Source organism: Streptomyces sp. CG 926, assembly GCF_003148825.1.
Classification (GTDB): domain Bacteria; phylum Actinomycetota; class Actinomycetes; order Streptomycetales; family Streptomycetaceae; genus Streptomyces.
On the sequence record NZ_QGGZ01000009.1, the window covers coordinates 307,871 to 322,423 of the forward strand.

The 14,553-nt window shown below is 70.6% G+C and carries 9 protein-coding genes; 2 read left to right on the forward strand and 7 right to left on the reverse strand.

All coding sequences use genetic code 11. The features are described from left to right. Nucleotides 1-25 precede the first annotated feature (25 nt). The 4 genes from BCL76_RS24785 to gmd all read right to left on the reverse strand — a co-directional run bounded on the left by BCL76_RS24785 (nucleotide 26) and on the right by gmd (nucleotide 5,165). Nucleotides 26-238 carry a DUF6458 family protein gene (locus BCL76_RS24785; RefSeq protein ID WP_030763956.1) on the reverse strand — a complete coding sequence of 71 codons (213 nt, stop codon included), beginning with the start codon at nucleotides 236-238 and terminating at the stop codon, nucleotides 26-28. A 116-nt stretch (nucleotides 239-354) separates the two neighbouring features. Next, complete coding sequence (locus BCL76_RS24790) at nucleotides 355-1,026, reverse strand: hypothetical protein (protein ID WP_109781595.1); 672 nt, start codon at nucleotides 1,024-1,026, stop codon at nucleotides 355-357. Between the two features lie 95 nt (nucleotides 1,027-1,121). After that, complete coding sequence (locus BCL76_RS24795; protein WP_181382709.1) at nucleotides 1,122-3,905, reverse strand: DNRLRE domain-containing protein; 2,784 nt, start codon at nucleotides 3,903-3,905, stop codon at nucleotides 1,122-1,124. Nucleotides 3,906-4,151: 246 nt separating this feature from the next. Then, the gene (gene gmd / locus BCL76_RS24800) at nucleotides 4,152-5,165 is read right to left on the reverse strand and encodes a GDP-mannose 4,6-dehydratase (protein ID WP_109781597.1); all 1,014 of its coding nucleotides are present in this window, start codon (nucleotides 5,163-5,165) and stop codon (nucleotides 4,152-4,154) included. Between the two features lie 439 nt (nucleotides 5,166-5,604). On the opposite strand from gmd, the gene BCL76_RS24805 reads away from it, so the two are divergent. After that, nucleotides 5,605-6,549 carry a GDP-L-fucose synthase family protein gene (locus BCL76_RS24805; protein ID WP_109781598.1) on the forward strand — a complete coding sequence of 315 codons (945 nt, stop codon included), beginning with the start codon at nucleotides 5,605-5,607 and terminating at the stop codon, nucleotides 6,547-6,549. A gap of 22 nt (nucleotides 6,550-6,571) precedes the next feature. On the opposite strand, the gene BCL76_RS24810 is transcribed toward BCL76_RS24805, so the two are convergent. Further along, nucleotides 6,572-8,047, reverse strand: a complete 1,476-nt coding sequence (locus BCL76_RS24810; RefSeq protein WP_109781599.1) for a sugar transferase — start codon at nucleotides 8,045-8,047, stop codon at nucleotides 6,572-6,574. Nucleotides 8,048-8,429: 382 nt separating this feature from the next. On the opposite strand from BCL76_RS24810, the gene BCL76_RS24815 reads away from it, so the two are divergent. Then, on the forward strand, nucleotides 8,430-10,700 hold the full coding sequence (locus BCL76_RS24815) for a M4 family metallopeptidase (protein ID WP_109781600.1): 2,271 nt from the start codon (nucleotides 8,430-8,432) through the stop codon (nucleotides 10,698-10,700). A 106-nt stretch (nucleotides 10,701-10,806) separates the two neighbouring features. Here BCL76_RS24815 and BCL76_RS39110 read toward each other — a convergent pair whose 3' ends face one another. Both BCL76_RS39110 and glgP read right to left on the reverse strand, forming a co-directional pair. Then, nucleotides 10,807-11,490: a hypothetical protein gene (locus BCL76_RS39110; protein ID WP_181382710.1), complete on the reverse strand. Its 684-nt coding sequence runs from the start codon at nucleotides 11,488-11,490 to the stop codon at nucleotides 10,807-10,809. A 175-nt stretch (nucleotides 11,491-11,665) separates the two neighbouring features. After that, nucleotides 11,666-14,302: an alpha-glucan family phosphorylase gene (gene glgP / locus BCL76_RS24825; RefSeq protein WP_109781601.1), complete on the reverse strand. Its 2,637-nt coding sequence runs from the start codon at nucleotides 14,300-14,302 to the stop codon at nucleotides 11,666-11,668. Nucleotides 14,303-14,553: the final 251 nt, after the last annotated feature.

A 14,553-nucleotide genomic window follows, 5' to 3' on the forward strand; every position in this document is an offset into this window, starting at 1 on the left:
GGGTCGTCCCTCGCGATCCGCCGCGTCAGATGACGTCGCGGCGGTGTTCCTCGACCACCGGGATGGCGCCCGCCCGGCGGCGCTTGTAGATGCTCGTGTACACGGCGAGGCCGATCCCGCCCACCGCCATCATGATCAGACCGACCAGGTCGAGGTTGACGCTCTCCAGCTCCCAGTCGCTCGCGAAGGTGAGGATGGCACCCACCACGATCAGGACGATGCATCCGCCGATGCCCATGGATCTGCCTTCCGCCGTCGGGGTTGTGACGTGTGACGGCGCGGGTACCCCGGTTCCGGGCACGAAAACGCCCCCGGGGGCCGGGAGTCCGGTCCGCGGGGGCGTCGTCGGTTCGACTAGGCGGGGATCCAGGCGTAGCAGCCCGAGGAGTTGAACTCCGCCGTGCCGGCCGGGATCGTCGCCGTGATCTTGTCGCCGGCCTTGGGCGGGGTCTCGGGGCCCGAGGCGAGCGTGCCACCGTCCTTGCCCTTGGCCTCCCAGGTGCAGTTGGTGGCCTGGGTGAGCGCCCGGTAGGTGCCCGCGGCGGGCGAGGTCCGGGGGCCTTCGGGGAAGCCCTTCTCCGCCGCGGCGAGGATCGGCTTCTGGTCCGGGCACAGGAGGGTGATCGCGTCCTTGGCGCCCGGGATCTCGCCGGTGATGACGGCTCCGGTCGCCGCGTCCTTGTCGTGCTTCGCGGTGCGCTGCACCCGCTGGCAGGAGTCCTGGCCGCCCTGCAGCACGGACGCCGGGTCCACCTTGTCGGGGACCCGCCCGCTCAGGTACTTCTTCTCCTCCGCCGTGAAGCTGCCCGTCTTCGGGGTGAGCTTGGCGTCCGGCACCGTGGGACCGGTCGGCTTCGCGTCGGGGTCGGTCGACGGCTGCGGAGCGTCCGCCGGGTCGGGGGCCGACGAGGAGGCCGGGGGCTTCGGCGAGGCGCCGGATTCGGCCTTGTCCCCGTCCGAACTGCAGGCGGTCAGCGTCAGGGCGGCGGCCAGCAGGACAGCAGCCGCTGCGGAGCGTCGGTACATCAATGGCTCCCGTACTCAAGGGGGTGTGCAGCGGGGCCCGGCCACAGAGAGCCGGACCCCGCACGCCGTCAGGCGGTTGTTTCGGTCTTCGTCGCTTACTTCGCGCCGAAGGTGAGGACCAGCTGCGGAGTACCCTCCGCCGCCGTGGCCTCGGAGGACCAGATCCACAGCGGGTCGGTGCCCGTGCTCGTCAGGCCCAGGCCGTAACTGGTGCCCAGCGCCGCGGTGACCGCGGCGGTGTCCAGCTCCACGTTGTGGACCGCGGAGCCCTCCGGCACGCCCGCGATGGTGCCGAGCGGGGTGGTGCCGAGGGTGGGCTTGGTGTTGAAGGTCGTACCCGCGCCCGTCCAGTTACCGGTGACCGGGAGCACCTTCACGGTGTCGGTGGTACCGGCGTTCGCCTGCGTGCTGGTCTTGATCTGCAGCGAGGCGGACTTCAGGACCTGGCCGGCCGGGGCGGCCGGCAGGTTGAAGCGCATGTACGTCTCGTACAGCGAGCCGCTGCCACGCACCGCGAGCGAGGTGGACGTGCCGTAGGCGGTGCTCGGGGCGCCCTGGTTGATGTAGGTGTCCTCGGTCGTCTTGACCGCGGAGACCGTGTCGGTGGGCGCCTTGGCCAGGTCGAAGTGGCTCTTGACCTGGGCCTGGGTGAGCGCCGACGGGTAGACGGCCGTCTCGTCGAGCTGACCCGCGAAGAAGTTGCTCGTCGGACGGGTCGGCCAGTTGGCGAGGTTGTCCCCGCCGACGTGCCAGTAGCCCGCGAAGGTGGTGTTGCTCGTGGCGTTCAGGGAACCCTTGTTCTGGCCGTCGACGTACAGCGTGATGCCGCCGGGGCCCTGGGTACCGACCACGTGGTGCCACTTGTTGTCGTTGTACGTCTCGAACAGACCCGTGGAGACGGTGCGGGTCGAGCCGTTGTAGACGCCGAAGACCAGACGACCGGTGTTGGTCATGTAGATCTGACGGTCGTACGAGCCACTGCTGCGCGCGTTGTTGTTGCCGAAGCCGATGAGCTTGCCGCCACGCGTGGTGTTCGTCTTGAACCAGGTCTCGACGGTGAACGCGTTGCCGACCGTCTGACGGCGGTCGCTGTAGACCTGCTGGCTGGTCCCGTTGAAGCCCATCGCCGTGCTGCCGGAGACGGCGCCCGGGGACTGCTTCAGGGCGGGGGCGTTGAGCTGGACACCGCTGCGGTTGCCGGACACCGAGGAGTCGGCGACGTAGGGGCTGACCGCGTCGTCGTAGCGCCAGTAGAGGTCGGCGCCGTCCGTGCGGACCTGGTTCGCGTAGGACTGGACCGAGGTCGGGACGCTCACCGAGGCGACGGCCGACAGGGCGCTGGTGTTACCGGCGGCGTCGGTCGCGGTCACCCGGTAGGTGTAGCTCTGGCCGGCCTTGACCGTGGCGTCGTTCCAGGAGGCCTGGGGGCGCTCCCACTCCAGCGAGCTCGCGGTGACGGTGGCGGCCGGGGTGGCCGAGCCGTTGCGGTAGATGCGGTACGTCAGCTTGCTGTCGTCCGCGTCGTAGCTGGTGCGCCAGCGGACCTGGACCTCGCCGGGCTTGACGCTGGAGGCGCTGGCCACCGGGGTGGTCGGCGCGCCGACGTCGCCCTTCGAGGCGAAGCGGGTCAGGCCCCACTGCGGCTTGCCGTTGATGAGGGTGAACTCACCGCCGACCCACATGTACTTGGTGTCGTTCTTCTCGGCCACGGTCATGACGCGCGGGCCGATGCCCTCGGTGCCGTCCATGCCGTCGTTGGCCGTGGGGTGCCAGCCGAGCTTGCCCGGGCCGCGCACGAAGCCGTCCACGGGCGCGGGGGCGGCGCCTTCGTGGTTGGTCGGCTGGGCCAGCAGGAAGTTCCGCTTGCCGTCGGGGAACTCCAGCTCGGTGGAGCAGTCGTGCCCGTGCGAGGAGCTGTAGAGCACTCCCTCGTACGGCAGGACGTACTGGGTGGCGCCGAGGCAGCGGTCGCGCCACTTCTCGGTGAAGTCGCTCAGGCGCAGGCCGATGCGGCCGTCGAAGACGCCGCCGCCGGAGCCCTCGTGCCCGGTGTAGAAGCCGGTGTCGTCGGTGGCGATGTCCTTGACGACCGAGTTCGACGGGATGTTGTTGTACGTCTTGGTGACCGCGCCCGTGGTGGCGTTGACCACCGCGAGGGCGTGGCTGTTGGAGTTGTTGACGGTGAAGAAGTCGCCGCCGAGGAGCACGTTCTTGCCGTCGGGGGTGACCTCGATCGCGCGGCCCGGCTCGTCGACGTTGGCGACGAAGGGCTTCAGCGCACCGGAGGCGGCGTCCACGGCGGCGAACCGCTCGCGGGTCTGGCCCTCGACCGTGCCGAAGTCGCCACCCGCGTACAGGGTGTCGTCGGTGACGGCGAGCGCGCGCACGGTGGCGGGGAAGCTCGGGTGGAACGATGCCTTGGGGGTGCAGCTCGCGATGTCGATCGCGGCGAGGCTGGACACCGGGGTGCCGTTGACGGCGCCGAAGGACCCGCCCGCGTAGAGGGTCTTCTTGTCCTTCGAGACGACCAGCGTACGAACGGTCGCCGTGCCTTCGCCGATGGTGAAGGCCAGCTTGCAGGAGGTGGGATTGCCGGTCGCGGCGTCGAGCGCCACGAAGTTCACGGCGTTCTGCTCCGCGCCTGCCGCGCCCTCGGGCGGGCGGACGGCCGAGAAGGTACCGCCGGCGAAGACGGTGCCGTTGGCCTGGGCCATCGCCCAGACGACGCCGTTCGTCTGCCAGGTCGGCAGTTCGTCGGCGGTGAATGCCACTGGAGCCGTGATGGCCGACGCCTCAGGCATCAGCACCAGGCCTATGCCGGTGCCCGTACCGGCCAGTGACAGGACGAGGGCGGCAGTCAGCCCTCTGGATCTACGCATGAGCCCCCCAGGGCAATTGCCCGGTTTGATGGCTGGAACTATCCGAACAGCCATATGTACTGGCGCAGACTAGGGCTCATGTGAAGGCCTGGTCACCTCTCTTGACCCATTGCATACCAACTTGGAATCAACAGGTTCAGCATGGAGGGTGCACAAGGGACATACGGCAGGTTTACCCCGGCCATACCCCTGCAGAGCTGCGGAGTATGGCCGGAACACGGCAAACCGTAGGGGAAATATAAGGCCTCAGCGGTCGATGCGGACCGTCACGCCTGCCAGTTGGTCCTCGACCTGGCGGATGTCTGCGTCGACCATGATCTGCGCCAGCTCCGCCACCAGGACCGTCGGCTTCCAGCCAAGCAGCTCATGAGCCTTGGACGCGTCGCCGATGAGGGCGTCGACCTCGCTCGGGCGCTCGTACTTGGGGTCGTAGCGCACGTGGTCGGTCCAGTCGAGGCCGGCGTGCGTGAAGGAGGACTCGACGAACTCGCGGACGGTCGCGGCCACCCCGGTGGCGACGACGTAGTCGGTGGGCTCGTCCTGCTGGAGCATCCGCCACATGGCGTCCACGTACTCGGGGGCGTAGCCCCAGTCGCGCACGGCGTCGAGGTTGCCGAGGTAGAGGTGGTCCTGGAGACCGGCCTTGATGCGGGCGACCGCGCGGGTGATCTTGCGGGTCACGAAGGTCTCGCCGCGGCGCGGGGACTCGTGGTTGAAGAGGATCCCGTTCACGGCGAACATGTCGTACGCCTCGCGGTAGTTCACCGTGGTCCAGTACGCGAAGACCTTCGCGGCGCCGTACGGGCTGCGCGGGTGGAACGGGGTCTCCTCGTTCTGCGGCGGCGGGGTCGCGCCGAACATCTCGGAGGACGAGGCCTGGTAGATGCGGGTGTCGACACCGCTGGCCCGGATCGCCTCCAGCAGCCGCAGCGCGCCGAGGCCGGTCACGTCGCCCGTGTAGAGCGGGGCGTCGAAGGAGACGCGGACGTGGGACTGCGCGCCGAGGTTGTAGACCTCGTCGGGGCGTATGTCACGGAGCAGGTTCACGAGCGCGACGCCGTCGGAGAGGTCGGCGTGGTGCAGGACGAAGGACCGGTTGGCGGTCTGCGGGTCCTGGTAGATGTGGTCGACCCGCTCCGTGTTGAAGCTGGAGGACCGCCGCACGAGCCCGTGCACCGTGTAGCCCTTGGAGAGCAGGAGCTCGGCGAGGTACGAGCCGTCCTGTCCGGTGACTCCGGTGATCAGTGCGGTCTTGCCCATGGGGTCCCCTTGCTGGTGGTTTCTGTCGGTCGTGGTGAGGCTGTGCCTCGGAGGTGGGTGCGGAGCGGGCCGTCAGGCGTCGCACCGAGCGGCCCGGCCGCGGCCCGGGGGCCGGATTGCGTTACCGTACACGGCCGCTCCCGGACCGCCCCGGCGGGGCGGACGCCCCTGCCCGAAGCGGACGCGGGCCGGCCCGCTCCCGGTTCCGGCGGCGGATCGGGGACGGGATCGGCGGCCCCGCTTCGGGGCGCGGGCCGGGGACCGGACGCTCACGGGCCCGGGCCACCCGCGGGTACCGAAGCGCCGCCGCCCGAGTGGTGGGGTCCGCCGGGGTCACCCCCGAACCGACGGCCACGCCCGGCGCGGCCGCAACCGGGTCCACGGCCCGGGCCGTGGACCACTGCCACCGCCGCGGGAGCGGACTGGCATCATCGGCGGTATGACAAGTTCGTTGCCGCTCCTGCCCCCGAACGCCCGCGTCTTCGTCGCGGGCCACCGCGGCCTCGTGGGATCCGCGGTCGCCCGGCGGCTCACCGCCGACGGCCATGAGGTGCTGACCCGGGGTCGCGCCGACCTCGACCTGCGCGACGCCGCGGCGACCGCGGCGTACCTGAAGGACGTCCGCCCGGACGCGGTGGTGCTGGCCGCCGCCAAGGTCGGCGGGATCATGGCCAACAGCACGTACCCGGTGCAGTTCCTGGAGGAGAACCTCCAGATCCAGCTCAGCGTGATCGGCGGCTCCCACGCCGCCGGCGTGGGCCGGCTGCTGTTCCTGGGTTCCTCCTGCATCTACCCGAAGCTGGCTCCGCAGCCGATCCGCGAGGACGCCCTGCTGACCGGCCCGCTGGAGCCGACCAACGAGGCCTACGCCCTCGCGAAGATCGCCGGCATCGTCCAGGTCCAGTCGTACCGCAAGCAGTACGGGGCCTCGTTCGTCTCGGCCATGCCGACGAACCTCTACGGCCCGGGCGACAACTTCGACCTGGAGACCTCGCACGTCCTGCCGGCGCTCGTCCGCCGCTTCCACGAGGCCGCCGCCGAGGGTCGTGACGAGGTCACGCTGTGGGGCTCGGGCACCCCGCGCCGGGAGTTCCTGCACGTGGACGACCTGGCCGCGGCCTGCGCCGTGCTGCTGAACTCCTACGACGGCGACGAGCCCGTCAACATCGGCTGCGGCGAGGACCTGACCATCAAGGAACTGGCCGAGACGGTCGCCGAGGTGACCGGCTTCCACGGCCGGCTCGCCTGGGACACGTCCAAGCCGGACGGGACCCCGCGCAAGCTGCTGGACGTGAGCCGCCTGACGTCGCTCGGCTGGAAGCCCGCCGTCCCGCTGCGGGACGGCATCGCCGCCACGTACAAGTGGTGGCGCGAGCAGAGCTGATCGCACAGGCGGCCCCGGTCCCTCAGTACGCTCCGCGTCCGTCCACGACGGCGCGGAGCGTGCGGCCCATGACGTCGACATCGCTGGTGAAGGACCAGTTGTCGACGTACTGCAGGTCGAGCTGGATCGTTTCATCCCAGGACAGGTCGGACCTTCCACTGATCTGCCACAATCCCGTCATCCCGGGCCTTACGGTGAGCCGGCGCAGCTCGACCTCGTCGTACTTCGCCACCTCCTCCGGAAGCGGCGGGCGCGGGCCGACCAACGACATGTTCCCGATCAGGACGTTGATGAGCTGCGGGAGCTCGTCCAGCGAGGTACGGCGCAGCAGTCTGCCCACCCGGGTCACCCGGGGGTCGCGGCGCATCTTGAACATCAGACCGTCGTTCTCGTTGGACCCGGACAGCTCGGCTTTCAGCGCGTCGGCGTCCACGACCATCGTGCGGAACTTCCACATGACGAACGGGACCCCGTCACGGCCGATCCGGCGCTGCCGGTAGAAGGCCGGGCCGCGCGAGCCCAGCCGTATGGCCAGGACGATCCCCAGGAGGATCGGGGAGAGCAGCAGCAGTCCGGCCGCGGCTCCGACCCGGTCCAGGGCCGACTTGAGCAGGGTCTGCACCCCGCGGCTGACGGGCGGCGCCACCCGCAGCACGGCGAGCCCGCCGGCGGACAGGGTCTCCAGCCGCTTGACGGAGACCTCCACCAGACCGGGGAAGACCGCGAGTTCCAGACCCGTGTCGTGCAGGGCCCAGGCGATTCGGCGCAGCCGCTCCCCCGTGATCCGCACGCCGGGGGCCACCAGCACCAGGTCGGCGTGGTGGCTGGCGACGGCGCCGAGCACGGCGGCGGAGTCGCCGTTCGGTGCCTCGGGGGCCGATCCGTCGAGCCGCGCCGCCACGGGTACCCCGCTGGCGAGCGGCCCGTCACCGACGGGGACCACACCGACGACGACGTACGGGTGGTCGGTGCGGGCGGCGAGGTGCGCGATGACGTCCTCGGCCGCGTCGGGCTCACCGACGACGAGGACCCGACTGACGGCCTGGGCCTCGCGGCGGGCGGCCGAGAGGTGGCGGTAGGTCAGCTTGTGGACGGCGATGGTGATGAGCAGAGCGGGCAGCAGGGCGCCGAGCGCGGACAGTCGAGGGGTGGCCTCTTCGGTCACCACGCGCGCCACGGCCAGCACGCCGATCAGAATCAGCCAGTCGTGCACGACCGGCAGTACGCCGCGGGACTCCCCGAGCGTCCGGGTCGCGTAGCGCCGGCGCAGCGCCTGCACCCCGGTCCACGCCACAGCGGCGGCCAGGGCGCAGTAGACGGGCCGGACCTGCTGCGCGGCGTCGAAGACGAGCCCTACCGGGATCGCGGCGCCGAGGAAGTCGGCGGCGATTGCGGCCGGGCGGTACCAACGGGCTTTGTCCCCGAGGCGCCGTGCGGGCGCAAGGGACTCCCGGGCCGCTCTGGCCACTCTTTGCGCAGGAATATGGACATGCCTCATGGGCCCCCCTGGCACGTGGTCTATGACAGTGGCAGGTGTCCGTGGCTTCCCCTGGCAACGAACTTCTGCCGCACCGGGAAACAGTACGACAAACACCCGTACGGTAAATGCCGTTTGGGTCAACGCAGCCTCTTGTTGCGCAAGTGTTAGCAACCGGTACCAGGCGTTCCGCATGTCGAACGGCCCAGGCAGCCTACGGAGGCGAATGGTCCGGATAGCGGATACGCATCTTCGGACAACGGACCGTTTCCGGCCAACCTTTTGACGCGGCCCTGACATCTGCCGCTGCGAGTGGCAATCTTCGACCGTTCATCGCACCAGCCCTGTTCTGCCCGGAGGCCCACCCAGCCATCCGGAACCCCCCTTGCAGAAGGAGTCTGCGTTGAGGTCCACCCCCCAGAGGCGTGCCACCGCTGCCGGCGCGCTCGTTGCCGCGGCTGCCCTGCTCGCCGTAGGTATACAGACCGGCACCGCGACCGCCGACGCCACCGCGTCGCAGGCCTCCAAGGCCGCCCAGCCCAACCCGGGCGCGGCCAACCGCGCACTCAGTGCCTCGGAGCGTGCGACGCTCCTGGCCGATGCCAACTCGACCACCGTGCAGGCCGCCAAGGCGCTCGGCCTCGGCAGTGGCGAGAAGCTCGTCGTCCGCGATGTGGTCCAGGATGCGGACGGCACCACGCACACCACCTACGAGCGCACCTACGACGGACTCCCCGTCCTCGGTGGTGACCTCACCGTCCACGCCAAGGACGGCGTCACCAAGAGTGTGACGAAGGCGACCAACCACGAGATCAAGGTCGCCGACACCAGCGCCACCGTCACGCCGGCGGCCGCCGAGAGCCAGGCCGTCTCCGCCGCGAGCTCCGAGGGTTCCAGGGAGGCCAAGCCCTCCAAGAACGCCCGCAAGGTGATCTGGGCGGCCGAGGGCGCTCCGGTCCTCGCGTTCGAGACCGTCGTCGGCGGCCTCCAGCACGACGGCACGCCGAACGAGCTGCACGTGGTGACCAACGCCAAGACCGGCGCCAAGATCACCGAGTGGCAGGCCATCGAGACCGGCACCGGCAACACGATGTACAGCGGCCAGGTGACCCTCGGGACCACCCAGTCGGGCAGCACCTGGAACCTGACCGACGCCGCGCGCGGCGGCCACAAGACGTACAACCTCAACCGTGGTTCCGGCTCCGGCACCGGCACGCTGTTCTCCGGCCCGGACGACATCTGGGGCAACGGCACCGCCGCCAACCTGGAGACCGCCGGCGCGGACGCCCACTACGGCGCGGCCGCCACGTGGGACTACTACAAGAACGTGCACGGCCGTAACGGTCTGCGCAACGACGGCGTGGCCCCGTACAGCCGGGTCCACTACGGCAACGCCTACGTCAACGCGTTCTGGAGCGACTCCTGCTTCTGCATGACGTACGGCGACGGCGAGGGCAACAACAAGCCGCTCACCTCCACCGACGTGGCCGCGCACGAGATGACGCACGGCCTGACCTCGGTCACCGGCAACATGACCTACAGCGGTGAGCCCGGCGGTCTGAACGAGGCGACCTCGGACATCATGGCCGCGGCCGTCGAGTTCTACGCCAACAACCCGCAGGACGTCGGCGACTACCTGGTCGGCGAGAAGATCGACATCAACGGCGACGGCACCCCGCTGCGCTACATGGACAAGCCCAGCAAGGACGGCTCGTCCAAGGACAGCTGGTACTCGGGCCTCGGCGGCATCGACGTCCACTACTCCTCGGGCCCGGCCAACCACTGGTACTACCTGGCCTCCGAGGGCTCCGGCGCCAAGGTCATCAACGGCGTGAGCTACAACTCGCCGACCGCGGACAACCTGCCCGTCACCGCGATCGGCCGTGACGCCGCCTCGAAGATCTGGTTCCGTGCGCTGACGGTCGGCTACTTCAAGTCGAACACCAACTACGCCGACGCCCGCGTCCAGACGCTGAAGGCCGCCGCCGACCTCTACGGTCAGGGCTCGACCGTCTACAACAACGTCGCCAACGCGTGGGCCGGCATCGCCGTCGGATCCCGCATCTCCAACGGCGTCACGGTCAGCCCGATCGCCAACCAGAACACGGCCACGGGCGGTGCCGTCAGCCTGCAGGTCCAGGCCACCAGCACGAACCCGGGTGCCCTGAGCTACGCGGCGACCGGCCTGCCGGCCGGCCTGTCGATCAACGCCTCCAACGGCCTGATCTCGGGCACGGCCACCACCGCGGGCACGTCCAACGTGACCGTCACGGTGACCGACTCGCAGAACCAGACCGGCACCGCGGCGTTCACCTGGACGGTCGGCACCTCGCAGCCGGGCGTCTTCGAGAACACCACGGACTACCAGATCGCGGACAACGCGACCGTCGAGTCCCCGATCAACGTGACGCGCTCGGGCAACGCCTCCAGTGCCCTCAAGGTGGATGTCAACATCGTCCACACCTACGTCGGTGACCTGGTCGTCGACCTGGTCGCCCCCGACGGCAGCGTCTACAACCTGCGCAACCGCACCGGCGGCAGCGCGGACAACATCGTCCAGCAGTTCACCGTGAACGCCTCCTCCGAGGTCGCGAACGGCACCTGGAAGCTCCGCGTCCGGGACGCCGCCAGCCTGGACACCGGCTACATCAACAGCTGGAAGCTCACCTTCTGACCCCATCGGGGCAGGGTGAACGTCGGCTGAGCAGATAGATCACGGGGCCGCCCGGGAGGAATCCTCCCCGGGCGGCCCTGTTCCATGGGCGCCGCGGCGCCGGATCTCAGGCTCCGGGTCGGCCCAGGGCGCGGAAGATGGCGGTCAGGAGGTCCGCCTCCTCCTCTTCCTCGTCGTCACGGTTCTGGTTCTGGTTCTGGTTCTGGTTCTGCTGGTTCTGGTTCTGCTGGTTCTGGTCGGGTCGGCCAGGCCAGGTTCCGTTCCCGCCGTTGCCGGTGTTGCCGGTGTTGCCGGTGTTGCTCTCGTCGGTCTGGTTCTCGTCGACCTCGTCCTCGCGCGACTGGTCGTCCCGACCCGGCCAGGTTCCGTTCCCGCCATTACCGCCGTTGCCGCCGTTCCCGCCGTTGTCGCCCCGGCCCGCGTCCTCCTCGTCCACCGGCTTGAAGTAGACCGAGACGACCTCCACCCGCTTCGCCCTCTCCCCCGGCTTCAGCACCTTCTCCGCCTCACCGTCGCAGCTGCGGTTGTCGAAGAGGATCGCCAGCGACTCCGTGTCGTTGCGCACCTCGACGGCGGGCTCGTCGCGGGAGGTGCGCGTCAGCAGGTAGCAGGTGTCGTTGTCGGCCGGCCGGATCTGACCTCTTCTCTCGGTACCGGCCGCGTCGAGGTACCGGTAGTGCAGCGTGCCGAGGGCGCGTTCGCCGTGGTCGTCGGCCATCGACGGCCCGGCGGTGGGCAGGGCGAGCGCGAGAGCGCCGACGAACACGGCGGCGGTCGAGCGAAGACGCATGGGGGAGTCCGTTCCTCGGGTTCCTCGGGTTCCGCGGATACCGGTCCGGTGGCATCCTCGGGCAGCGTAGGAGCGCGACACTCCGCAGATACGTTTCAGCAGACCCGGCGCGAGCGTGGTTCACCCATGAGGCCGGGCGGCGCGCACCCTTGGCGCACCGCCCGGCCGCACGAGGTCAGCGCAGGACCACCCCGCCCCCCGCGTCCGTCTCCACCGGGGCCGCGACCAGGCCCAATTCCGCCGGGGTCGCCAGCAGCGGGTGCGCGGGCAGGATGCGCACCGTGTAGCCGAAGGGCCCCGTACGGTCGAGGGCGAGCGGGCCCTCGTACACCCAGCGGCCCTCCAGATCGGGCCCGGCGGCCGGCTTGAGCGGGAAGCTCCGCCCGTCCCGGATCACGTCCTGCGGATCCACCCGGCCCCCGAAGGCCTGCACCTCCACGTCCTCGGGGGTGAGCGTGTCCAGCGCCACCTGCACGCGCAGGGTCAAGGTGGCGCCCAGTTCGGCGGTGCCGTTGACCGGGGCCGCGGCGAGCGTCTCCACGTGCTCGACGGAGACCCGCGGCCAGGCCGCCCGGACCCGCCCCTTCCACCAGGCCAGGTCACGCGCCGCCCCGGCGTCCAGGGCCCGGTGGGCGAGCGCGGCCGGCGTGTACAGCCGCTCCACGTACTCCCGGACCATCCGTCCGGCGAGCACCTTCGGGCCCAGCGAGACGAGCGTGCGCCGGACCATCTCGATCCACCGCACCGGGAGTCCCGAGTGCCCGACGCGGTCGTAGAAGCGGGGCGCGACCCGGTTCTCGATCAGCTCGTAGAGGGCGCTCGCCTCCAGGTGGTCGCGCCGGTCCTCGTCCGCGCCGAGCCCGTCGGCGGTCGGGATGGCCCAGCCGAAGTCCGGCTCGAACCACTCGTCCCACCAGCCGTCGAGCACGGACAGGTTGAGGCAGCCGTTCAGCGCGGCCTTCATGCCGCTGGTGCCGCAGGCCTCCAGGGGCCGCAGCGGGTTGTTCAGCCAGACGTCGCAGCCCGGGTAGAGCTTCTGCGCCATGGCCATGCCGTAGTCGGGGAGGAAGACGATCCGGTGCCGTACCCGCGGGTCGTCCGCGAAGCGCACCAGTTCCTGCACGAGCCGCTTCCCGCCGTCGTCGGCCGGATGCGCCTTGCCCGCGACCACGATCTGCACCGGCCGCTCCGGGTCCAGCAGCAGCCTGCGCAGCCGCTCCGGGTCGCGCAGCATCAGTGTCAGCCGCTTGTACGAGGGCACGCGCCGGGCGAAGCCGATGGTCAGCACGTCGGGGTCGAGTACGGAGTCCACCCAACCGAGCTCGGCCGCGGCGGCCCCGCGCTGGCGCCACGAGGCCCGCAGCCGGTCCCGTACCTCCTGCACCAGCTGCTCGCGCAGCACCCGCCGCAGGTCCCACACGTCCTGGTCCGGGATCTCGGCGACGGCGTCCCAGCGCGGGGAGCCGCCGACCGACAGGGCGTCCTCGGTACGGCCCGCGCCGATCTGGCGGGCGCCGAGCCGGACCACCTCGGGGGCCACCCAGGTCGGGGCGTGCACCCCGTTGGTCACGGAGGTGATGGGCACGTCGGCCGGGTCGAAGCCGGGCCACAGCCCGGCGAACATCTCCCGGCTGACCGCGCCGTGCAGGGTGGACACCCCGTTGGCCCGCTGGGCCAGGCGCAGGCCCATCACGGCCATGTTGAACACGCCGGGGTCGCCGCCGGGGTAGGTCTCCGCGCCCAGTTCGAGGATCCGCTCGACCGGTACCCCGGCCAGTTCCCCGCCCTCCCCGAAGTGCCGGGCGACCAGGGCCCGCTCGAAGCGGTCGATCCCGGCCGGGACGGGGGTGTGCGTGGTGAACACGGTCCCGGCGCGTACCGCCTCGACGGCGGCCTCGAAGCCGAGGCCCTGCTCCCGCTCCAGTTCCCTTATGCGTTCGAGCCCGAGGAAGCCGGCATGTCCCTCGTTGGTGTGGAAGACCTCGGGGTCCGGGTGGCCGGTGATCCGGCAGTACGCGCGCACCGCGCGCACACCGCCGATGCCGAGCAGCATCTCCTGGAGCAGGCGGTGGTCGCTGCCGCCGCCGTAGAGCCGGTCGGTCACCTCACGGGCCGCGGCGTCGTTGTCCTCGACGTCGGAGTCCAGGAGCAGCAGTGGCACCCGGCCGACGCGGGCCTGCCAGATGTGGGCGTGCAGGGTGCGTCCGCCGGGCATGGTCAGCGAGACGCGGGCGGGGGTGCCGTCGTCCTGGCGGAGCAGGCCGAGCGGGAGTTCGTTGGGGTCGAGGACGGGATAGTGCTCCTGCTGCCAGCCGTCGCGGGAGAGGGACTGGCGGAAGTAGCCGTGGCGGTAGAGCAGGCCCACCCCGATGAGCGGGACGCCGAGGTCGCTGGCGGCCTTGAGGTGGTCCCCGGCGAGGATGCCGAGGCCGCCGGAGTATTGCGGGAGGGCGGCGGTGATGCCGAACTCGGGGGAGAAATAGGCGATGGCGGCGGGCAGTTCCGCGCCGTTCTCCTGGCTCTGGTACCACCTCCCGCCGTTCACGTAGTCATCGAGGTCGGCGGCCGCGACGGCGAGCCGGCGCAGGAACCGGCGGTCCGCGGCCAGTTCGGCGAGCCGGGCCGCGGAGACGGCGCCGAGCAGCCGGACGGGATCGCCGCCGGCGGCCTGCCAGCCCTCGGGGTCGACGGATTGGAAGAGTTCACGGGTCTCGGAATGCCACGACCAGCGCAGATTGCGCGCGAGGTCGGTGAGCGGCAGCAGGGGTTCCGGGAGGACGGGGCGCACGGTGAATCGACGGATAGCCTTCACACGTTCCACCTTCGCAGGGGATTGCGGATCGGAGCGGGCTCACCACGCTGTGCACCCGCGCATCACCCCCGGAAGGCTAGCGAGGACGGTCCTCCTCCGACAGGTCACCCGGCCGCGACCGTCACCTCGCGCGCATCGATCGGCCGTCGACCACGGTGCGCGGCACGCGGGCAGGCGAGCACGCGGGAACACCTGTCGTGTCATCGCCCGTATGAACGATTCGCCGGCTCCGGCCCGGGACGGCCCGGAGA

What these genes read in the sequence shown, in the direction of transcription:
- BCL76_RS24785 (WP_030763956.1), bottom strand. Translation starts at nt 238, where the DNA reads ATGGGCATCGGCGGATGCATCGTCCTGATCGTGGTGGGTGCCATCCTC.
- BCL76_RS24790 (WP_109781595.1), bottom strand. Translation starts at nt 1,026, where the DNA reads ATGTACCGACGCTCCGCAGCGGCTGCTGTCCTGCTGGCCGCCGCCCTG.
- BCL76_RS24795 (WP_181382709.1), bottom strand. Translation starts at nt 3,905, where the DNA reads ATGCGTAGATCCAGAGGGCTGACTGCCGCCCTCGTCCTGTCACTGGCC.
- gmd (WP_109781597.1), bottom strand. Translation starts at nt 5,165, where the DNA reads ATGGGCAAGACCGCACTGATCACCGGAGTCACCGGACAGGACGGCTCG.
- BCL76_RS24805 (WP_109781598.1), top strand. Translation starts at nt 5,605, where the DNA reads ATGACAAGTTCGTTGCCGCTCCTGCCCCCGAACGCCCGCGTCTTCGTC.
- BCL76_RS24810 (WP_109781599.1), bottom strand. Translation starts at nt 8,047, where the DNA reads ATGAGGCATGTCCATATTCCTGCGCAAAGAGTGGCCAGAGCGGCCCGG.
- BCL76_RS39110 (WP_181382710.1), bottom strand. Translation starts at nt 11,490, where the DNA reads ATGCGTCTTCGCTCGACCGCCGCCGTGTTCGTCGGCGCTCTCGCGCTC.